Below are 18,427 nucleotides of genomic sequence, written 5' to 3'. Positions count from 1 at the left end.
GGCAAGACGCCGAAGGGCCCAGCCGCCCCCACACGGCCGGGCCCCGTCGCGGCGGTTCAGCGGTGGCTGAACCACGACATGGACGACAGCGCCTTGTCGTCGTAGCCGAACAGCGCCTGGTTCTCCCAGCCGTTGCCGGAGGTCGCGTCGGCCGGGTCCCAGCCGTTGCCGGTGACCGCGGTCCAGGTGGCCTCCCAGTAGAAGACGCCGAGGCCGCGGCCGTTCGGGACGGCCTCCACGATGCTCGCCACGTCGTTCATCCACCGGGTCTGCCCGGCCACCGTCGCCGGGTAGCCGGCGACGAGCTCCCCCGTGGTGTCGATCTGGTTGGTGAGCGGGTCGTCGCTGTCCAACCGGAAGGGATAGGCCGTCTCGGCGATGAACACCGGCTTGCCGTAGCGGGCGGCGGCGTCGTCGAGGGTGGTCTGCGCGGCGGCGAGCGAGCCGTGCCAGTAGCCGTAGTAGGACAGGCCGATCACGTCGTAGTCGATGCCGTACGTCCTGGCGTTGTCGAACCACCAGCGGACGGTGGCGTCGTCGCCGGCGTTGGCCAGGTGCAGCGCGACCCGGGTGCCGGAGGAGACCGCCTTGGCGGCGCTGTAGCCGGAGTTGATCAGGCCGGCGAGCTGCGGCCAGTTGTCCGTCGAGCCCTCGGACCACAGCATGCCGCCGTTGATCTCGTTGCCGATCTGCACCATGTCGGCGGTGGTGCCCTGCGCCTTCAGCGCGTTCAGGACGTCGTACGTGTGGTTGTAGACGTCGGTCTTCAACCGGCTGTAGGAGTGCGAGGCCCAGGCGGCGGGCTTGGTCTGCTTGCCCGGGTCGGCCCAGGTGTCCGAGTAGTGGAAGTCGACCAGCAGCTTCATGCCGGCCGCCTTGACGCGCTTGGCCATGGCCAGTACGCGCGCCTTGTTGTTGTAGCCGTCGGCGGGGTCGACCCAGACCTTCAGGCGGGCGTAGTTCATGCCGGCGTTCTTCAGGATGGTGACCGCGTCGCCGGTGCTGCCCGAGCTGTACTTGTACACCCCGCCCTTGGCCTCGCTCTTGGCGAGGGAGGAGATGTCGGCGCCCTTGACGGTCAGACCTGTCCTGCCCGAGGTGAGGCTCAGGTCGTCGACGTTGATCCAGTTGCCGGCGTTGGCGTCGGAGTCGACGCTGATCGTGCACTGGTTGTTCGTCACCGCTATGGAGGTGACGATGCGGACCCAGCTGCTGGTGGACACCGGCAGGTCGGTGCGCTGGGTCGGGCTCCCGCAGTTCTTCAGCGCCAGGTAGGCGGAGTTCTGCCCACCGCTGGAGCGCACCCAGGCGGTGAGGGTGTAGGTGCCGTTGGCCAGCCCGGACAGGTACTGGTACGTCTCCACCTTGTAGGCGGACGACGAGTAGTGGCTCAGCCGGTAACTGCCGCCGTGGCCACCGGACTCGGTGTAAGAGGCGCCGGTGTCGCCGTACTCCGACCAGCCGCTGGGCGTGGCCGCGCCCGTGCCGTCGGACTCGAATCCGCCGTTGGTGAGCGTGCTCGCCGCCTGCGCGGTCTGGGCGGGCAGAGCGGTCAGGGCGAGCCCCGCCGCGAGCGGCAGCAGCAGGGCTCTCAGGGTGCGTCTGGGATGGAACATCGTCGTCCGTCGTCCCTTCGACGTGGTGGGTCGGGGATGTCCTCCCCGGGGAGGGGAGGAGAGCCCCTCCGCCCACGGCTCGTACGGCTCACGCGGGCGGAGGGGAGCCGGTGGGCCCCAGGGGTCTTCGGTCGTCCTCAGCCGTCGAGCCGTACGACCCGGACGGCTCCTGCGGGGACCACCAGGCGGCCCGCGGCGCGTTCGCCCGTCAGCAGTTCGGTGCCGGGGGTCTCCAGGGGCACCTTGGCGTCGGTGGCCGTGTGGTTGATCGCGAAGAGGAAGGCGGGGCCGCCCGAATCGCCGGCGCGGCGCACGACCTCCACGTCCCGGGGCAGATCGGTGCGCGGCGCGATCCGGGCGTCCGCGGCGGCCCGGGCCAGCACCTCGTCGAGGCCGTGGGTGTCGAGGCGGGTGGAGACGTACCAGGCGGTGCCCTCGCCGAGCCGGTGCCGGGTGACTGCGGGGCGGCCTGCGGTGAGGCCGTCGGCGTACGTCCAGACGGTCTCGGCGCCGTGCGGCACCACGAACTCCGTCCACACGTCGCCGGTGAGCTCCGAGCCCTCGGGGCCGGTGACGCGCACCCGCTGGTTCTCCAACAGGGGTGAGAACTCCTCCACGGTCAGACCGAGGACGTCGCGCAGCGGCCCCGGGTAGGCGCCGTCGTGCACGGCGTCGTGCTCGTCGACGATGCCGGAGAAGTACGAGACCACGAGCGTGCCGCCGTTGCCCACGTACTCCTCGAGGTTTTTCCCGGCGGCCTCCGTCATCAGGTACATCGCCGGTGCGACGACAAGGGGATATCTCGACAAGTCGGCTTCGGGGCGGGCGAAGTCGACGGTGAGGTGACGGTCGTACAGGGCCTCGTAGAAGGAGTCGGCGCGTTCCCGGGCGTCGTGGTCCTCGCTGGGGCGCCACTGGAGGTTCTGCGCCCACCAGGAGTGCCAGTCCCAGAGGACCGCCACGTCCGCCTGGGTGCGGGTGCCGCGGATCTGGCTCAGCGAGTCGATGCTCGCGCCGAGTTCGACGACCTCGCGCCACACCCGGGTCTCGGTGCCGCCGTGCGGCAGCATCGCCGAGTGGAACTTCTCGGCGCCGCGCCGGGACTGCCGCCACTGGAAGAACATGGCGCCGTCGGAGCCCCGTGCGACATGCGCGAGGGAGTTGCGGGCCATCTGGCCCGGGGCCTTGGCGGGGTTGCGGGGCTGCCAGTTGACGCCCGAGGTGGAGTGCTCCAGGAGCAGCCAGGGTGCGCCGCCCGCCACCGAGCGGGTGATGTCGGCGGCCATCGCAAGGTTGACGTGGGTGCGGCGGCCGTCGGTGATCAGATAGTGGTCGTTGGAGACGAGGTCGACCTCGCGGCCCCACGCCCAGTAGTCCATGGAGTCGCACTGGCTGAGCGCGGTCATGAAGTTGGTGGTGACCGGGATCCCCGGCGAGATGCGGTGAAGGATGTCCCGCTCGGCGCGGAAGTTCTCCCTGACGGTGGCGTCGGCGAAGCGTTTGTAGTCCAGCGCCTGGGCCGGGTTGCCGACCGTGGGGGTGGCGCGCGGCGGGTTGATCTGGTCGAGGCCGGTGTAGCGCTGCCCCCAGAAGGCGGTGCCCCAGGCCTCGTTGACCGCCTCCACGTCGCCGTAGGTGTCGGCGAGCCAGCGGCGGAAGTGGGCGGCGCAGGAGTCGCAGTAGCAGGCGGAGACGGGGACGCCGTACTCGTTGTGGACGTGCCACATGGCGAGGGCCGGGTGGTCGCCGTAGCGCTCGGCCAGCTTGGCCGTGATGTTCGCGGCGGCGGCGCGGTAGTGGGCGTTGCTGTGGCAGATCGCGCCGCGCGAACCGAACTCGTAGCGCACCCCCTCGGCGGTGACCGGCAGGGCCTCGGGGTGCGCCCGGTAGAACCAGGCGGGCGGCACCACGGTGGGCGTGCCCAGGTCGACGCGGATGCCGTTCTCGTGCAGCAGATCCAGGATCCGGTCCAGCCAGCCGAAGTCGTACTCGCCCGGCGAGGGCTCCAGCAGGGCCCAGGAGAAGATCCCGGCACTCACCATCGTGACCCCGGCCTCCCGCATCAACCGGACGTCCTCGAGCCAGACGCTCTCCGGCCACTGCTCGGGGTTGTAGTCCCCACCGAAGGCGAGCCCGGTGAGGCCGCTGGGGGTGGTCTCCGGCATGGATGTCTCCCGAGATGTCGATCGTTTGGGAACGTGCACACACATGGTCAGCAGTGCGAGGGCCAACATAACCGCACAGCAACAACCATTGACAAGTGTCCGGGATGTTTCTCTACTGTGAACGCTCACAGAAGCGGACAGGGCCTCGCGACGGGCGGGGACCCGGGTCAGAGGGCTTCTGCAGGGCAGGTTCCCGCAGCGGGCGGGAACCCAGGTCAGGGGAGAGTTCCATGCCGCACACGAAGCGCCGTCGCCTCGTGACAACCGCCGTCGCCGTCTCGCTCGGGGCCACCGCCCTCGCCGCCTGCGGCTCCGAAGACGGCAGCAAGGCCGAGTCGGGCCCGGTCTCACTGACGTACTGGACCTGGACGCCCGGTATGGACAAGGTCGTCGACCTGTGGAACAAGGGGCCGGGGAAGAAGGACAGGATCACGGTCACGGTGAAGAAGCAGGCGTCCGGCGACACGCTGGTCACCAAGATCCTCACCGCGCACAAGGCGAAGAAGGCGCCGGACCTGGTGCAGGCCGAGTACCAGGCGCTGCCGACGCTGGTGAGCAATGACGCGCTGGCCGACATCTCCAAGCAGGTCGGCGACGTCAAGGGCAAGTTCGCCGACGGTGTGTGGCAGCAGACCACGCTCGGCACCGACTCCGTCTACGCGGTCCCCCAGGACATCGGGCCGATGATGTTCTACTATCGCGAGGACCTGTTCAAGAAGTACAAGCTGAAGGTCCCCGCCACCTGGGAACAGTTCGCCGAGACCGCCCGCGCCTTGAAGAAGGTCGCTCCCGACAAGGACCTGACCACCTTCTCCGCCAACGACTCCGGTCTCTTCGCCGGTCTCGCCCAGCAGGCCGGCGCCAAGTGGTGGACCACCTCCGGTGACAAGTGGAAGGTCGCGATCAACGACGCGGCCACCCAGAAGGTCGCCAGGTTCTGGGGCGGCCTGGTCAAGGAGGGCGCCATCGACAACCAGCCCATGTACACCCCGGCCTGGAACAAGGCGCTCGACACCGGGAAGCAGATCGCCTGGGTCAGCGCCGTGTGGGCGCCGGGCACGCTGACCACGGCGGCGCCCGACACCAAGGGCAAGTGGGCCATGGCCCCGCTCCCCCAGTGGTCCGACAGCGAGAACGTCACCGGAAGCTGGGGCGGCTCCTCCACCGCCGTCACCACCGACTCCCCGCACCAGGAGGCGGCCGCCGAGTTCGCCGAGTGGCTGAACACCGACCACGACGCGCTCAACGCGCTGGCGAAGGACAGCGGCATCTACCCGGCCTCGACCTCCGCCCAGCTCTCCGGCGCCTTCACCAACCCGCCGGCGTACTTCTCCAACCAGGCGGACTTCTACACCGAGGCCGCCAAGATAGCGAACACCACCGCGCCGTCCGCGTGGGGCCCCGACGTGAACGTCGCCTACTCGTCCTTCAACGACGCCTTCGGGGCCGCCGCTAAGAACAGGACGGACTTCGCCGCCGCCCTGGACAAGATGCAGGGCGACACGGTCGCCGACATGAAGAAGCAGGGCTTCGAGGTCGCTCAGTGACCAGCACAAGCCGGAAGGCGTACGGGGTCAAGGGGGCCCCGTACGCCTTCCTCCTCCCCGCGACGATCCTTTTCGCCCTGTTCTTCGCGCTGCCCATCGGGTATGCGGTCTGGCTCAGCTTCCGCAAGGTGCACGTCTCCGGGCTCGGCCTGGGGTCGGGTGCGCGCAAGGAGGTCTGGGCCGGGCTGGAGAACTACTCCGACGCCCTGCGTGACCACGAACTCCTCGACGGCGCCCTGCGCGTGCTCGGCTACGGCTGCATCGTCGTCCCGGTGATGCTGGGCCTCGCCCTGCTCTTCGCTTTGATGCTCGACTCCGACAAGGTCCGCCTCGCGCCGTTCACCCGGCTCGCGATCTTCCTGCCGTACGCCATCCCCGGCGTCGTGGCGGCACTGCTGTGGGGCTTCCTGTACCTGCCGGACGTCAGCCCCTTCTACTTCGTGCTCGACAAGCTGCACCTGCCGCAGCCGAACCTGCTGGACGGCGGCCCGCTCTACCTCGCCCTGTCGAACATCGCGGTCTGGGGCGGCACCGGCTTCAACATGATCGTCATCTACACCGCGCTGCAGGCCATTCCTGCCGAGGTGTACGAGGCGGCGAAGCTGGACGGCGCCACCCCGCTGCAGATCGCGCTGCGGATCAAGATCCCGATGGTGGCGCCCTCGCTGGTGCTGACCTTCTTCTTCTCGATCATCGCGACGCTCCAGGTGTACAACGAGCCGACCACCCTCAAACCGCTCACCAACTCCCTCAACACGAGCTGGAGCCCGCTGATGAAGGTGTACCAGGACGCCTTCCGCCGCAACGACATCTACTCGGCGGCCGCCGAGGCCACATTGATCGCCCTGGTCACGCTGGTCCTGTCGTTCGGTTTTCTGCGGGCCACGAACCGCCGCACCAAGCAGGAGGAAGCAGCATGAGTTCTCTTGCCGTCCGCAACGCCGCCCAGGCCGCCGGCACCGCCCCCGGCACCGCCCAGGGTCCGCCGCTGCGCCGCCGGATCGCGCTGGTCCCGACGGTCACGCTGCTGCTCGGCGCGCTCTACATGCTGCTGCCGGTCGCCTGGGTGGTGATCGCGGCCACCAAGTCCGGGCACGAGCTGTTCTCGACGTTCACGTTCCTGCCGGGCACCGGTCTCGCCGACAACCTCAAGGACCTGACCGCCTACCGCGACGGCATCTACTGGAGGTGGCTGGGCAACTCCGCCCTCTACGCCGGTCTGGGCGCCCTGCTGTCCACGGTCGTGTCCGCGATCAGCGGCTACGCGCTGGCGACCTACCGCTTCCGGGGCCGCGAGACCATCTTCAACGTCCTCCTCGCAGGCGTGCTGATGCCGCCGGTGATCCTCGCCGTGCCGCAGTACCTGCTGCTGGCCAAGGCGAACCTCACGGACTCCTACCTGTCCGTGCTGCTCCCGCAGATCCTCTCCCCCTACGGCGTCTACCTCTCGCGTATCTACTCGGCCGCCGCCGTCCCCGGTGACGTGGTGGAGGCCGGGCGGATGGACGGCGCCAGCGAGTGGCGGATCTTCACCCGGATCGCCCTGCCGATGATGGTGCCCGGCCTGGTGACGGTGTTCCTGTTCCAGTTCGTCGCCGTGTGGAACAACTTCCTGCTGCCGTTCATCATGCTCAGCGACGACGAGAAGTTCCCGATCCCGCTCGGCCTGTACACACTGCTGGAGCAGGGTTCCAACACCCCGGCGCTGTACACACTGGTGATCACCGGCGCCGGACTGGCCGTCCTGCCGCTGATCGTCCTCTTCCTGGTCATCCAGCGGTTCTGGAGCCTGGACCTGCTGTCCGGGGCCGTAAAGTCATGACCATGAGCAGCAATGCGGCGGGCCGGCGCAAACCGCCGACGATCCACGACGTGGCGCGCGAGGCGGGGGTCTCCAGGGGCACCGTCTCCCGGGTGCTCAACGGCGGTCACTATGTCAGTCCCGCCGCGCAGGAAGCGGTGAACGCCGCGATCCGCAGGACCGGGTACGTCGTCAACCGGCACGCCCGCTCCCTGATCACCGGACGCTCCGACTCCATCGGCTTCCTGCTGACCGAGCCGCAGGAGCGGTTCTTCGAGGACCCCAACTTCAACGTCCTGCTGCGCGGCTGCACCCAGGCGCTGGCCGCCCACGACATCCCGCTGCTGCTGATGCTGGCCGGTACGGAGGACGAACGGCGGCGCATCGCGCGGTACATCACCGCCGGGCACGTCGACGGGGTGCTGCTGGTCTCCAGCCACTCCGGGGACCCGGTGGCCCAGGAGCTGTGCGAGGCGGGCGTGCCGCTGGTCGCCTGTGGCAAGCCGATCGGCCTGGGCTCGAAGGTGAGTTACGTGGCCGCCGACGACCGCGACGGCGCCCGCGACATGGTGCGCCATCTGCTGTCGATCGGCCGCCGCCGGATCGGCGTGGTCACCGGGCCGCTCGACACCCCCGGCGGTGTCGAGCGTCTCGCCGGCTACAAGGAGGTGCTCACCGAGGCGGGTGTCGGCCTCGACGACGACCTCGTCGTCTCCGGTGACTACAGCCGGGCCAGCGGCGAGACCGGCGCGGAGCGGCTGCTGGCGCGGGCCCCGGACATGGACGGCGTCTTCGTCGCCTCCGACCTGATGGCGCAGGGTGTGCTCGCGGCGTTGCAGCGAGCGGGCAGGAGGGTGCCGGACGACATCGCCGTCGGCGGTTTCGACGACTCCCCCGCGGCCACCGCCGTCAGCCCCGCCCTCACCACCATCCGCCAGCCCTGGGACCGGATCAGCGCGGAGATGGTCCGTGTGCTGCTCGCCCAGATCGGCGGCGAGGACCCGGCGGCGGTGATCCTGCCGACGGAACTGGTGCGCCGCGATTCCGCTTGAGCGGACACAGCCCGTGCCCCTTCCGGTGCCTCACCGCTCCCCCGGTCTGACCAGCCCCGTCTCGTACGCGAGCACGACCGCCTGGGCGCGGTCGCGCAGCCCGAGCTTGGCGAAGATGCGGGCGACGTGGGACTTGACGGTCGCCTCGCTCAGCGTCAGCTCGGCGGCCAGTTCGGTGTTGGACAGACCGCGGCCCAGCAGGGTCAGGACCTCGCGCTCCCGGGGTGTGAGCGCGGCGAGGTCGGCGTGGACGACGGGGGCCCGGTCGGCCTCCGCCGCGTACCGCTCGACGAGGCGCCGGGTGATCGCCGGGGCCAGCAGTGCGTCACCGGTGTCCACCAGCCGTACGGCGGCGGCCAGGTGCTCCGGCGTGACGTCCTTCAGCAGGAACCCGCTGGCACCGAGCGACAGCGCGGTGTACACGTAGCGGTCCAGGTCGAAGGTGGTCAGGATCAGCACCCGGCACTCCGGGGCCCGTTCCAGGATGCGCCGCGTCGCCTCCAGACCGTCCATGGCCGGCATCCGGATGTCCATCAGCACGACGTCCGGCCGCAGCTCCCGCGCGGCCACCACCGCCTCGGCGCCGTCGGCCGCCTCCCCCACGACCTCGATGCCCCGGGCGGTGAGGATCAGCCGGAAGCCGGTCCGGATCAGGGTCTGGTCGTCGACGACCAGGACACGGGGCGCCCGCTCGGGCGCGCCCGGGATCACGGGCGGTCCAGGGGTATGCGGGCCCGGACCCGGTAGCCGCCGCCGAGTCTGCGGCGGGCGTCGAGGTCGCCGCCGTACACGGCGACCCGTTCGCGCAGCCCCAGCAGGCCGCGGCCCGCGCCCTCATGGCGCCGCGGCGGCACGGTGCCGGGGGTGCTGCCGGTGCCGGTCAGCACGCTGGGGCCCGTGTTGAGGACCTCCACGCGCAGCGCGTTCTCGGCGTAGCGCACCATCACCTCCGCCTTGCCGCCGTTGCCGTGCCGGAGCGCATTGGTGAGGGCCTCCTGGACGATGCGGTACGCGGTCACGTCGACGCCCTGGGGCAGGGGACGCGGGTCGCCGGACATCCGTACCTCGACGGGCAGTCCGGCGAACGAGATCCGGTCGACGAGCGTGCTCAGGCGGTCGAGGCCCGGTTGCGGGGTCAGGTCCGCGCGGGCCCCGGCCGGGCCGGGGTCCTCGTCCTCACCGCTCGCCGCCGGCGCCAGCAGCCCCAGCAGGTGCCGCAGGTCGGTCATGGCACCGCGCCCGGCGTCCTCGACGGCCCGCAGGGCGGCGGCTGCCTCGTCCGGCATGGTCCCCAGCACCTCCCGGGCCGCGCTCGCCTGGACGACCATGAGGCTGACGTTGTGGCTCACGATGTCGTGCAACTCGCGGGCGATGCGGTCGCGTTCGGCCGCGACCGCGGTGTGCGCGGCGCTCTCCCGCTCCCGCTCCAGCAGCCAGCCGCGCTCCCCCACGGCCGCCTGCCAGCGGCGCCGGGTCCGCAGCAGCGCCACGCCCAGCCATACGACGGCCGCGCACGCCACCCCCAGCGCCGCCACCAACCAGTCACGTTCCCCCATGCGATCACTGTCGCAGACACCACTGACATCCGCATCGGCCTGTGGATCCAGCCGTCTGCATCTGTGGGATGAGACGCGTGCCGTGATGCGGTCCGGGGAGGGATGCCGGCCGGCCGGCCGCACCCCTAGCGTCCTCACCATGGTCACTGAGGTGGGAACGGAAGACGCCGTCGTGCGACTCGACGGCGTACGCAAGGAGTACGGCGAGACGGTCGCGTTGGGCGGTGTGTCGCTGCGGATCCGGACCGGTGAGGCGGTCGCGGTGATGGGGCCCTCGGGATGCGGCAAGTCCACACTGCTCAACATGATCGCCGGGCTGGACCGGCCCACGGGCGGCTCGGTCGTCGTGCACGGCGAGGACATCGGCGCGTTGAGCGAGACGAGGCTCGCCCTGTACCGGCGGCGCCGGATCGGCATGATCTTCCAGTTCTTCAACCTCATCGACGACCTGTCGGCCCTCGACAACGTGGCGCTGGCCGCCCAGTTGACCGGGGCGCCCGCCCGGCAGGCCCGTCGGCGCGCGCTGGAGCTGTTCGACGAGCTGGGCATCGCCGACCGCCGCAACGCCTATCCGGCGGTGCTCAGCGGTGGTGAGCGGCAACGCGTCGCGGTGGCCCGCGCGTTGATGAACCGGCCGGCGCTGCTGCTGGCCGACGAGCCGACCGGAGCACTGGACAGCCGGGCCGGGGAGCAGGTGATGGACCTGCTGATCGACCTCAACCAGATCGGCCAGACGCTGATCATCGTCACGCACGACGAGCATCTCGCGCAGCGCTGCGCGAGCCGGCTGGTGCGGTTGGCCGACGGCCGGGTCGCCGGCGAGCACACCCTGGAGCCGTCCGCGTGAGGGCGGTATGGACGGCCGCCCGGGCGGCCGTCCGCAGGAGGAGACTTCAGACGCTGGTGATCTGGCTGGTCACCCTGGTGTCGACGGGGTCGATCGTGGTCGCGCTGGGGCTGGTGGACGCGGCGTCCGCGCCGTTCGACAGGGTCTTCGGCGCGCAGCGCGGGCCGCATGTGGTCGCCGAGTTCGACCGGGGCAAGGTGACGGACGCCCGGTTGACGGACGCCTCGCGGAGGTCCGGCGTCGAGGCGGTGGCCGGCCCGTTCCCGGCGGCGACGGTGGACGTTCCGCGCGGTACGGAGGACCTGGGTCTCGGCGGCGAGGTCACAGTCGTGGGCCGGCACCGGCCCGGCGGCCCGGTGGACCGGGTGGATCTGTGGGCGGGCCGGTGGCCGGCCCGGCCCGGCGAGATGGTCCTCAACCGCCAGTCCGACTGGTCCCGCGACGCCCTCGGCAAGACGTTCCACCTGCCGTCCGGGCCGACCCTCACCATCGTCGGATTCGCCTTCGAGCTGAGTCACACCGCGGACGCGTGGGTCACCCCGGACCAGGTCGCGGCCCTGCACCCGAACGCCACTCAGATGCTGTACCGGTTCCGGGACGCTTCCTCGCAGGGCGCGCTGCGGGCGGAGCTGGCCCGGGTGACCGAGGGACTGCCCAAGGGCTCGCTGAGCGGATCGCACAGCTATCTGACGCTCAAGGACCAGGTCGGCGGCAGCGCACGCGCGTATGCCCCGTACCTCATGGCGTTCGGGATCCTCGGCATCCTGGTGGCGGTGCTGATCGTCGCCAACGTGGTCGGCGGCGCGGTGGTGTCGGGCTTCCGGCACATCGGCATTCTCAAGGCCCTCGGGTTCACTCCCGGGCAGGTGCTGGGCGTGTATCTCGTGATGGTCTCCGTGCCGGCCGTGCTGGGCTGCGCACTGGGCACGCTTACCGGCAACCTGCTGGCCAAGCCGTTCTTCCGGTTCGTGTTCTCGGGTCCCGGCGCAGGGGTGCTGCACGCAAGCGTCGGCATCGCGCCCTGGGTGAACGTGCTGGCTCTGTGCGGCATGCCGCTGGTCTGTGGGCTCGCCGCGCTCGGCCCGTCCGTGCGCGCCCAGCGGCTGTCCGCGGCGCGGGCGATCAGCGCGGGCAGCGCAACGCGTGCCGGGCGGGCGGTCCGTGTGCAACGGCGGCTCGCGGGGCTGCGGCTGCCGCGGTCGGTGAGCCTGGGGGCGGGGCTGCCGTTCGCCCGGCCCGCGCGCAGCGCACTCACGCTGGCCGCGGTGGTCCTGGGTGTGACCACGGTGACGTTCGCCACGGGTCTGGCGACGACGATGACCCTCTTCGGGAACAGTGGCAGGGAAGCGTACGACGTCACGGTGTACGCGAGCGACCACGTCCATGGCAAGCAGGTGTTGCCGGTGCACGGCGACCGCGAACTCCAGCACCTGCTGGGCTCCTTGCCGGGCGCGGCACGGGTGACGGCCCGGGGCGACGAGGACGCGCGGCTCGAGGGTTCCACACAGCGGGTCGTCTTCGAGGGCAGGCGCGGGCCCGGCCTGTCCCTGGGCGACGTGCTCGTGCGGGGCCACTGGATGCGCCGTCGTGGAGAGGTCGTGGTCGGCACGGCCTTCCTGCGCCGCAACGGGGTGCACCTGGGTGACCGCCTCCGGCTGCGCAAGAGCGGTCACGAGGAGGAGGTCACCGTGGTCGGCGAGCTGATGCAGGACAACGACGAGGTGGTCGCCGGCACCTGGCCGACGTTCACCGCGCTGATCCCGGACGGAAAGGCGTTCGCCTATCACGTCGCACTGCGCAAGGGCGCGGATCCGGCGGCGTACGCGCGCGCCGCCCGAGCCGTCGACAAGGGGCTCAGCACCCAGCTGACCGGCCCGAGCAGCGGCGCCGAGACCATCATCGGCTCGGCGACCGGCCTCACGCTGGTGCTGGCCCTCGTCGCCTCCCTCGGCGTCTTCAACACGGTCGTCCTCAACACCCACGACCGGCGTCGCGACCTCGGCATGCTCAAGTCGATCGGGATGACCCCGCGCCAGGTGACGGTGATGACGGTGACGTCGATGGCGGTGCTCGGCGTGGCCGGGTCGGTGCTCGGCGTCCCGCTGGGCGTCGCCGCCTACGAGGTGGTGGTCCCCCGCATGGCCGCGGGCATCGACATCACCCTGCCCTCGTACATGACGGACGTCTGGCACGCGCCGAAGCTGGCGGAACTCGCGCTGACGGGGGTGGTGATCGCCGTGACGGGCGCACTGGTCCCCGCTCGGCGCGCGGCGCGTCTCACCGTCGCAGAGGTGCTGCACAACGAATGACGGCAGCACACGGAGCCCGCAACCGGTCAGGATCGAAGAAGCCGGGGCGGGCTCCCCGGACCTAGCGTGGGAGCACCGACGGGGAGCCCGTCGGGCCGCCCACCCAGAGGAGTGAGTCCCATGACCGCCGGCCTGCAGACGATCATCTACCCCGTCAAGGACCTCGCCCGTGCCAAGGCCCTGTTCACGGCCCTGCTGGGCGTCGAGCCCTACGCGGACGAGCCCTACTACGTCGGTTTCAAGGCCGCCGGGCAGGATGTCGGCCTCGACCCGAACGGGCACGCCAAGGGGATGACCGGGCCGGTGCCGTACTGGCACGTCACCGATCTGCGGGAGCGGCTCGCCGCCCTGCTGGAGACGGGCGCCGAGCTGCTGCAGGACGCACAGGACGTGGGCGGCGGCAGGCTGATCGCCTTCGTCAAGGACACCGACGGCAACCTCGTCGGGCTCCTCCAGGATCCGGCCGCCTGAGCGCCGTACGGCTGCCCGACATCCGCACTAGTTGCATACTCAACTATTGACCGGATCGGTGTTACCGTGCAGTCATGGCAGTCAAGACGGCCGATGCCCGGCTCGAGGAGCGCTGGCGGGACATCCTGTCCGTCCACGCGCGCACGATGTGCGAGATCGACCGGGCCCTGCATCCGCACGGGCTGGGCGCCAGTGACTTCGAGGTGCTGGACCTCCTGGTCTCGGAGTCGGGCGAGCAGGGTGACCAGTGCCGGGTGCAGAACCTGGTCGGGCGGGTCCATCTCAGTCAGAGCGCGCTGTCCCGCCTGATCGCGCGGCTGGAGAGGGACGGTCTGGTCGAGCGCTCGGTGTGCGCGGAGGACCGGCGCGGCGTCTGGGTCGCGCTCACCCGCAAGGGCCGCGCACTGCACAAGGACGTGCTGCCGCTGCAGCGGGCGGTGCTGGCGCGGATGCTGGAGGAGCGGCAGGAATGACGGGCGGCCGGGGTCGCCCCGGCCGCCCAAGCCTGCCCGCTCAGCCCGCGGACCGGGCGAGCAGGGTGCGCACCCCCTCGGAGGTGAGGGTCAGACTGTGCTCCGAACTGCCGTCTATGGTGAGCGAGATCTCGTCGGCCGGCCACTGGGAGGCGAGCGCGCCCAGGGGCACCAGACGGTAGCGGGAGACGAAGGGCAGCAGTTCGGCCATCGTCGTCTCCGAGGTGAACACGGGCACGACCGGGTTGTCCCCCGGCCTCTCCAGAACCGGCAGCGCCACCGCCGAGGGGTCGGTGGCGTCCTCGGCGGCGGCGTCGTCCGGCACGGGGAGCAGCACGTCGCTGCTGGCGAGCGTGTGCAGCGCGACCGAGTCCTCGGCGTTCTCGGCCAGCGCGTCAAGCGCCCGCTGGGCCGGCGTCGGCATGTCGTCGTACGCGGGTGTCTCCATGGCAGATCCCCTGCTAGCGGCGGTCTTACGTCCGCCCGGGGCGGCTCGGCCCCGGGCGCGGTCCTGGGCGCGTACCCAGTCGGCCCCGCCGCATGCCGACCGGATGGCGCCGGGTGGGTGACGGAACGGTGAACCGTGCGTCGTCCACCGGGCGGGCCTGCACGCCGACCCCATGGCCGGCGCTCTCGGGTGGCGCGGCCGGCCGGGGGCTCAGCCGCCGAGGAGTTCGGCGAACCGCTGGGCGCCGATGTTGCCGCCGGAGAGGACAACACCGATCCGGCGGGGCAGCGGATCCACTCGGTGGGACAGCAGGGCGGCCAGGGCGCTCGCGCCGCTCGGTTCCACGACGGTCTTCAGCCGCTCGAAGGCGAACCGCATCGCCTCGCGGATCTGGTCGTCGCCGACCAGCGTGATGCCGTCGAGCAGGCGCCGGTTGATGGAGAACGTGAGCTCGCCGGGGATGTCCGCGGCCTGGCCGTCCGCGATGGTGCGGGGCACGGGGATGGACACCCGCCGTCCGGCCTCCAAGGACCGCTTGGTGTCGTCACCGGCCTCCGGCTCCACGCCGATCACCCGGATGCCCGGCAGGAGCCCCTTGGCGGCGGTCGCGCTGCCGGCGATCAGTCCGCCGCCGCCGACCGGCACGACCAGGGCGTCCAGTTCGCCGGCCTCCTCGATCAGCTCCAGGGCCGCCGTGCCCTGCCCGGCGATGACGTGGGGGTGCTCGTACGGCGGGATCAACGCCAGTCCCCGATCGGCCGCGAGGGCCTCCCCGATCGCGACCCGGTCGCCGGTGTAGCGGTCGTAGGTGACGATCTCCGCACCGTACCCGGCGGTCGCCTCGAGCTTGGCCCGGGGCGTGTCCTTGGGCATCACGATGACCGCGGTCGTGCCGAGTTCACGGGCGGCCAGCGCGACGGCCTGGGCGTGGTTGCCGGAGGAGTAGGCGGCGATGCCCTGGGCCAGCTGCTCCGGAGTCAGCCGGGAGGCGGCGTTGTAGGCGCCGCGGAACTTGAAGGCACCCGCCCGCTGGAGGTTCTCGCACTTGACGAAGACCTCGGCGCCCACCAGCCCGTCCAGGGTCCGCGAGCGCAGCACGGGTGTCCGGTGGGCGTGGCCCTTGATCCGTGCGGCGGCGTCCTGGACGTCGTACAGGCTGACGGGCGGGGTCTCGGGCATGGGAGTACTCCGTTCTGAGCGCTGCCGACCGCTGTGGTCGCCGGATGTCCGGCCACGCCGGACTGGACTCATTGTCCAACATCTAGACGGAAAGTCCAGAGTCCGTTCCTCGCGCGGATCCGGCAGCGCCCAGCCGTGAGTGCTCCCGTGAGAGCTTCCCGCCCAGGTTCAGTGCGTCTGGCCGGGGTCGCCGGGCCGGATGCGCCCGCGCCACGCGCCGGTCTCGTCGCCCCGGTGCTCGATGTAGTCCTTGAAGCGGCGCATGTCCCCCTTGACCCGCCGGTCGATCATGCCCAGCGCGTCGGCACCCTTCTCCACCATGCCGCCGGGCTCGATGTCCATGACGAGTTCCACGCGCGTGTGGGTGTCGTCCACACGCTCGAAGCGGACGCTGCCCTTCTGCTGGGCCTCACCACCGACGGTGCGCCAGGTGATCCGCTCGTCGGGAAGCTGGTCGACGATCTCGGTGTCGAACTCCCGCTTCACTCCGCCGATCTTGGTGGTCCAGTGGTTGTGGCGGTCGTCGAGCTGCCTGACTTCCTCCACGCCCTCCATGAACTGCGGGAACTGTTCGAACTGCGTCCACTGGTTGTAGGCGGTGTGGACGGGGACTTCGACCTCGACCGTTTCCTTCACCGTGCTCATGGGTGCTACCTCCTTCATCGGTCGGTCATGGCGACCATGGGCCGCCCTTCGTCGGCCGGCCTTCGAGTACCCCCGCGACCGGTCCGATCACAGCTGTTCCGTGCGTCCGCCGGCGGTCCGCCGGCTCGTCCTCCTGAGGGCACCCTCGTGCTACTTGTCCTCGAAGTCGTTCCGGTCGACTCCCGCCTCGTCCAGCGCCTCCCGCATGGTGCGGCTCGACGGTCCGGGGGTGCGGCGCCGCTCGCCCTGCGCCGATCCCCCGACCACCTCGTCCGTGGTGTCCGTCTTCGGGCGGTTCTCCTCGGGAACGGTCATGGCGGGAATCTCCTCACGTGTGCGTGCGCCGTGCGCGTCTTCCTGTGCCTGCGGTGCGGTGAGTACCCGGGAGCCGACCGGGGACACCGGGTCACCCGCGGCCCCGGAAGACCTCCTGTGTCGCGGTGAAGCGCAGCTCCTCCAGCGTGCGCAGTTGCCGTTCGGCGCGTTCCAGCAGCTCGTCCAGCTGCCGCGGGTCGAGGCGCTCGTCCGCCTCCGCCAGGGGACGCAGCATCCGCCAGCCGGCCGCCTTGCCCTCGACTCCCAGCAGCAGGAACTCGAGCTCGAGGACCGTCGTGAGCGGTGAACGGCGCACGACGCGTCCGTTGGGCTTGAACCGCCCCGCCCATTCGGCCGCGGCCCCCGCCAGGACCTTGTACCGGCGCGCCGGTACACCGAGCCGGCCCATGATGGCCAGCAGGCTCCTGCGGTCCTCCGCGATCTCCTTCGCGAGCGGTCGCAGCACCCGCCCCAGCGGGGTGCCCTGCTGGGCCTGGGCGACGTAAAAGGCGCGGCGGGTGCCGATGGTCGCCCCTGCCAGATGGTCGTTGAGATAGATGCCGAGCAAGTCCACCCGTAGCGAACCGGGCCGCCTCACACTCGTCGCGCTCCCCCTGGGGACGTCACTGGTACTCACCGCAGCCTCCTCGGATCGCACTTCCGGCCGGGACGCTCCTGCGGCCGGCGTCCCGGGTACCCACCCGGTACCGATATCAGCAGACGACCGGTTTGCCGCTTATTTCAGAAAGTTACCCTTAAGCTCGAAAAGCTCGCATCGTCCCCCCGCAGGACGGGTACCTGAGCAGTCCGGCGCGCCTTCCGACGGCGTCGGACAGACCCTCGTCGACATCTCACCGCCTGGAGGAACCATGGCGGCTGTCAGGCCCCCTGATCTGCAGAAGGCCCTGTCCGGAGCGGAGTACCCGGCTGACCGGGACGAGCTGCGGAAGGTCGCGGAGAAGAACCACGCGCCGAAGGAGATCACCGAGCGTATCTCCCACCTCGGCAAGAAGGAGTTCCAGAATCCGGCCGAAGTCAGCAAGGCCGTGTTCGAAAACGAGTGATCCGAAACGAGTGACAGCACCCGTGGACAAGGCGGCCGGAGCCTCGGGCTCCGGCCGCCGCCCGCTGTCCGGCCTCACTCCCCCGGCGCGAGCGTGCGGACGAGCACGTGCCGTGTCGGCGATCAGCGCGTCGTCCGCCGTCGCGTCCGGTGTGGCCCCAGGCGACGCCGATGTCGTTGGCGGTGGCGTAGGTTGTCCGCGGTCGGCGTCCGTCAGCGACCGGCCCACGACCGGCCGCGTGAAACTGCCGCCGATCGCCTCCGGCGTGGTGGTGCCGCGCAGGTCGCCGGGAACGGCGGAGTTCAGGTCGGGCTCCCACTGGTCGAGTCAGCTGACCGGGTGCCCGGGGCGGTGTCCGCGCGCAGTTCGCTCGCCGACCGGTGCGCCCCAGATCGGCGTGGGCCGGCGTGGGAGGCCGAGTCCGGTCGCCTTCGAGGCGCTGCGCCGCTGAGGCGTCGGCGGTCACCGGGCCCGCAGACGTCACCCGGTGGCCGCGGCCTTCTTGATCGCTTCGCGGATCCGGGAGTAGGTACCGCAGCGGCACACGTTCTCGATCCGGTCGATGTCGGCGTCGGACGGGTCGGCCGTCTTCTTCAGCAGGGCCGCCGCGGCCATGATCTGGCCCGGCTGGCAGAAGCCGCACTGGGCGACGTCGCAGTCGAGCCAGGCCTGCTGCACGGGGTGCAGGGTGTCACCGTCGGCCAGGCCCTCGATCGTGGTGACCTCGCGGCCCGCGCAGTCGGCGACCGGCACGACGCAGGGCTGGACCTCCTCGCCGTCGAGATGGCTGGTGCAGGCACGGCAGACGCCGACACCGCAGCCGTACTTGGGTCCGGTGACGTGCAGCAGGTCCCGCAGCACCCACAGCAGCGGCATGTCGGCGGGTGCCTCGACGGTGACGGGCTTGCCGTTGAGGACGAAGGAGTAGGAGGGCATCGG

19 protein-coding genes are annotated in these 18,427 nt (G+C 70.9%); 9 read left to right on the top strand and 10 right to left on the bottom strand.

Features of this window, described 5'->3' with window-relative positions:
• Window positions 1–56 precede the first annotated feature (56 nt).
• Window positions 57–1,616 carry a glycosyl hydrolase 53 family protein gene (locus ACFY0F_RS08650; RefSeq protein ID WP_388790876.1) on the bottom strand — a complete coding sequence of 520 codons (1,560 nt, stop codon included), beginning with the start codon at window positions 1,614–1,616 and terminating at the stop codon, window positions 57–59.
• Between the two features lie 137 nt (window positions 1,617–1,753).
• Window positions 1,754–3,781 carry a beta-galactosidase gene (locus ACFY0F_RS08645; RefSeq protein ID WP_388790874.1) on the bottom strand — a complete coding sequence of 676 codons (2,028 nt, stop codon included), beginning with the start codon at window positions 3,779–3,781 and terminating at the stop codon, window positions 1,754–1,756.
• A 230-nt stretch (window positions 3,782–4,011) separates the two neighbouring features.
• On the opposite strand from ACFY0F_RS08645, the gene ACFY0F_RS08640 reads away from it, so the two are divergent.
• From ACFY0F_RS08640 to ACFY0F_RS08625, 4 genes are read left to right on the top strand one after another with little or no spacing between them, the layout of a single operon-like run.
• Complete coding sequence (locus tag ACFY0F_RS08640; protein ID WP_388790872.1) at window positions 4,012–5,328, top strand: extracellular solute-binding protein; 1,317 nt, start codon at window positions 4,012–4,014, stop codon at window positions 5,326–5,328.
• On the top strand, window positions 5,325–6,248 hold the full coding sequence (locus ACFY0F_RS08635) for a carbohydrate ABC transporter permease (protein WP_388790870.1): 924 nt from the start codon (window positions 5,325–5,327) through the stop codon (window positions 6,246–6,248). The genes ACFY0F_RS08640 and ACFY0F_RS08635 overlap by 4 nt, the downstream gene beginning before the upstream one ends.
• Window positions 6,245–7,150, top strand: a complete 906-nt coding sequence (locus ACFY0F_RS08630; protein ID WP_388790868.1) for a carbohydrate ABC transporter permease — start codon at window positions 6,245–6,247, stop codon at window positions 7,148–7,150. The genes ACFY0F_RS08635 and ACFY0F_RS08630 overlap by 4 nt, the downstream gene beginning before the upstream one ends.
• The gene (locus ACFY0F_RS08625) at window positions 7,147–8,181 is read left to right on the top strand and encodes a LacI family DNA-binding transcriptional regulator (protein ID WP_388790866.1); all 1,035 of its coding nucleotides are present in this window, start codon (window positions 7,147–7,149) and stop codon (window positions 8,179–8,181) included. The genes ACFY0F_RS08630 and ACFY0F_RS08625 overlap by 4 nt, the downstream gene beginning before the upstream one ends.
• Before the next feature lie 30 nt (window positions 8,182–8,211).
• Here ACFY0F_RS08625 and ACFY0F_RS08620 read toward each other — a convergent pair whose 3' ends face one another.
• Both ACFY0F_RS08620 and ACFY0F_RS08615 read right to left on the bottom strand, forming a co-directional pair.
• A complete protein-coding gene (locus ACFY0F_RS08620; protein ID WP_388791331.1) occupies window positions 8,212–8,889 on the bottom strand; it encodes a response regulator in 678 nt (225 codons plus the stop codon).
• Window positions 8,889–9,737, bottom strand: coding sequence for a sensor histidine kinase (locus ACFY0F_RS08615; RefSeq protein WP_388790864.1), 849 nt, complete (start codon window positions 9,735–9,737; stop codon window positions 8,889–8,891). Before ACFY0F_RS08615 ends, ACFY0F_RS08620 begins: the two co-directional genes overlap by 1 nt.
• A 139-nt stretch (window positions 9,738–9,876) precedes the next feature.
• On the opposite strand from ACFY0F_RS08615, the gene ACFY0F_RS08610 reads away from it, so the two are divergent.
• From ACFY0F_RS08610 to ACFY0F_RS08595, 4 genes are all read left to right on the top strand, one after another.
• A complete protein-coding gene (locus ACFY0F_RS08610; RefSeq protein ID WP_388790862.1) occupies window positions 9,877–10,584 on the top strand; it encodes an ABC transporter ATP-binding protein in 708 nt (235 codons plus the stop codon).
• Window positions 10,581–12,893: an FtsX-like permease family protein gene (locus ACFY0F_RS08605; protein ID WP_388790860.1), complete on the top strand. Its 2,313-nt coding sequence runs from the start codon at window positions 10,581–10,583 to the stop codon at window positions 12,891–12,893. Before ACFY0F_RS08610 ends, ACFY0F_RS08605 begins: the two co-directional genes overlap by 4 nt.
• A gap of 120 nt (window positions 12,894–13,013) precedes the next feature.
• Window positions 13,014–13,364 carry a VOC family protein gene (locus ACFY0F_RS08600; protein WP_388790858.1) on the top strand — a complete coding sequence of 117 codons (351 nt, stop codon included), beginning with the start codon at window positions 13,014–13,016 and terminating at the stop codon, window positions 13,362–13,364.
• A gap of 74 nt (window positions 13,365–13,438) precedes the next feature.
• Complete coding sequence (locus tag ACFY0F_RS08595; protein WP_388790856.1) at window positions 13,439–13,837, top strand: MarR family winged helix-turn-helix transcriptional regulator; 399 nt, start codon at window positions 13,439–13,441, stop codon at window positions 13,835–13,837.
• Between the two features lie 40 nt (window positions 13,838–13,877).
• Here ACFY0F_RS08595 and ACFY0F_RS08590 read toward each other — a convergent pair whose 3' ends face one another.
• From ACFY0F_RS08590 to ACFY0F_RS08570, 5 genes are all read right to left on the bottom strand, one after another.
• Window positions 13,878–14,285, bottom strand: coding sequence for an SseB family protein (locus tag ACFY0F_RS08590; protein WP_388790854.1), 408 nt, complete (start codon window positions 14,283–14,285; stop codon window positions 13,878–13,880).
• A 210-nt stretch (window positions 14,286–14,495) separates the two neighbouring features.
• Window positions 14,496–15,464, bottom strand: a complete 969-nt coding sequence (locus ACFY0F_RS08585; RefSeq protein WP_388790852.1) for a pyridoxal-phosphate dependent enzyme — start codon at window positions 15,462–15,464, stop codon at window positions 14,496–14,498.
• A gap of 168 nt (window positions 15,465–15,632) precedes the next feature.
• A complete protein-coding gene (locus ACFY0F_RS08580) occupies window positions 15,633–16,109 on the bottom strand; it encodes an SRPBCC family protein (protein WP_388790850.1) in 477 nt (158 codons plus the stop codon).
• A 150-nt stretch (window positions 16,110–16,259) separates the two neighbouring features.
• Window positions 16,260–16,424 (bottom strand): hypothetical protein, encoded by a 165-nt coding sequence (locus tag ACFY0F_RS08575; RefSeq protein WP_388790848.1) that lies wholly within the window; start codon window positions 16,422–16,424, stop codon window positions 16,260–16,262.
• A gap of 91 nt (window positions 16,425–16,515) precedes the next feature.
• Entirely contained in the window at window positions 16,516–17,061 is a 546-nt protein-coding gene (locus ACFY0F_RS08570) for a hypothetical protein (protein ID WP_388790846.1), read from the bottom strand.
• Window positions 17,062–17,293: 232 nt separating this feature from the next.
• On the opposite strand from ACFY0F_RS08570, the gene ACFY0F_RS08565 reads away from it, so the two are divergent.
• On the top strand, window positions 17,294–17,488 hold the full coding sequence (locus ACFY0F_RS08565; protein WP_388790844.1) for a DUF2795 domain-containing protein: 195 nt from the start codon (window positions 17,294–17,296) through the stop codon (window positions 17,486–17,488).
• A gap of 480 nt (window positions 17,489–17,968) precedes the next feature.
• Here the strand turns inward: ACFY0F_RS08565 and ACFY0F_RS08560 are convergent, their stop codons facing one another.
• On the bottom strand, window positions 17,969–18,424 hold the full coding sequence (locus ACFY0F_RS08560; RefSeq protein ID WP_388790842.1) for a (2Fe-2S)-binding protein: 456 nt from the start codon (window positions 18,422–18,424) through the stop codon (window positions 17,969–17,971).
• Between the last annotated feature and the right edge of the window lie 3 nt (window positions 18,425–18,427).

It is taken from the genome of Streptomyces sp. NPDC001544 (assembly GCF_042894285.1).
In the GTDB taxonomy this organism is placed as follows: Bacteria; Actinomycetota; Actinomycetes; order Streptomycetales; family Streptomycetaceae; genus Streptomyces.
Note: the sequence above shows the minus strand (reverse complement) of the source record. Positions and strands in the feature narration are given on the sequence as shown.

What these genes read in the sequence shown, in the direction of transcription:
- ACFY0F_RS08560 (WP_388790842.1), bottom strand. Translation starts at nt 18,424, where the DNA reads ATGCCCTCCTACTCCTTCGTCCTCAACGGCAAGCCCGTCACCGTCGAG.
- ACFY0F_RS08645 (WP_388790874.1), bottom strand. Translation starts at nt 3,781, where the DNA reads ATGCCGGAGACCACCCCCAGCGGCCTCACCGGGCTCGCCTTCGGTGGG.
- ACFY0F_RS08610 (WP_388790862.1), top strand. Translation starts at nt 9,877, where the DNA reads ATGGTCACTGAGGTGGGAACGGAAGACGCCGTCGTGCGACTCGACGGC.
- ACFY0F_RS08625 (WP_388790866.1), top strand. Translation starts at nt 7,147, where the DNA reads ATGACCATGAGCAGCAATGCGGCGGGCCGGCGCAAACCGCCGACGATC.
- ACFY0F_RS08600 (WP_388790858.1), top strand. Translation starts at nt 13,014, where the DNA reads ATGACCGCCGGCCTGCAGACGATCATCTACCCCGTCAAGGACCTCGCC.
- ACFY0F_RS08585 (WP_388790852.1), bottom strand. Translation starts at nt 15,464, where the DNA reads ATGCCCGAGACCCCGCCCGTCAGCCTGTACGACGTCCAGGACGCCGCC.
- ACFY0F_RS08590 (WP_388790854.1), bottom strand. Translation starts at nt 14,285, where the DNA reads ATGGAGACACCCGCGTACGACGACATGCCGACGCCGGCCCAGCGGGCG.
- ACFY0F_RS08615 (WP_388790864.1), bottom strand. Translation starts at nt 9,737, where the DNA reads ATGGGGGAACGTGACTGGTTGGTGGCGGCGCTGGGGGTGGCGTGCGCG.
- ACFY0F_RS08575 (WP_388790848.1), bottom strand. Translation starts at nt 16,424, where the DNA reads ATGACCGTTCCCGAGGAGAACCGCCCGAAGACGGACACCACGGACGAG.
- ACFY0F_RS08640 (WP_388790872.1), top strand. Translation starts at nt 4,012, where the DNA reads ATGCCGCACACGAAGCGCCGTCGCCTCGTGACAACCGCCGTCGCCGTC.
- ACFY0F_RS08595 (WP_388790856.1), top strand. Translation starts at nt 13,439, where the DNA reads ATGGCAGTCAAGACGGCCGATGCCCGGCTCGAGGAGCGCTGGCGGGAC.
- ACFY0F_RS08630 (WP_388790868.1), top strand. Translation starts at nt 6,245, where the DNA reads ATGAGTTCTCTTGCCGTCCGCAACGCCGCCCAGGCCGCCGGCACCGCC.
- ACFY0F_RS08650 (WP_388790876.1), bottom strand. Translation starts at nt 1,616, where the DNA reads ATGTTCCATCCCAGACGCACCCTGAGAGCCCTGCTGCTGCCGCTCGCG.
- ACFY0F_RS08565 (WP_388790844.1), top strand. Translation starts at nt 17,294, where the DNA reads ATGGCGGCTGTCAGGCCCCCTGATCTGCAGAAGGCCCTGTCCGGAGCG.
- ACFY0F_RS08580 (WP_388790850.1), bottom strand. Translation starts at nt 16,109, where the DNA reads ATGAGCACGGTGAAGGAAACGGTCGAGGTCGAAGTCCCCGTCCACACC.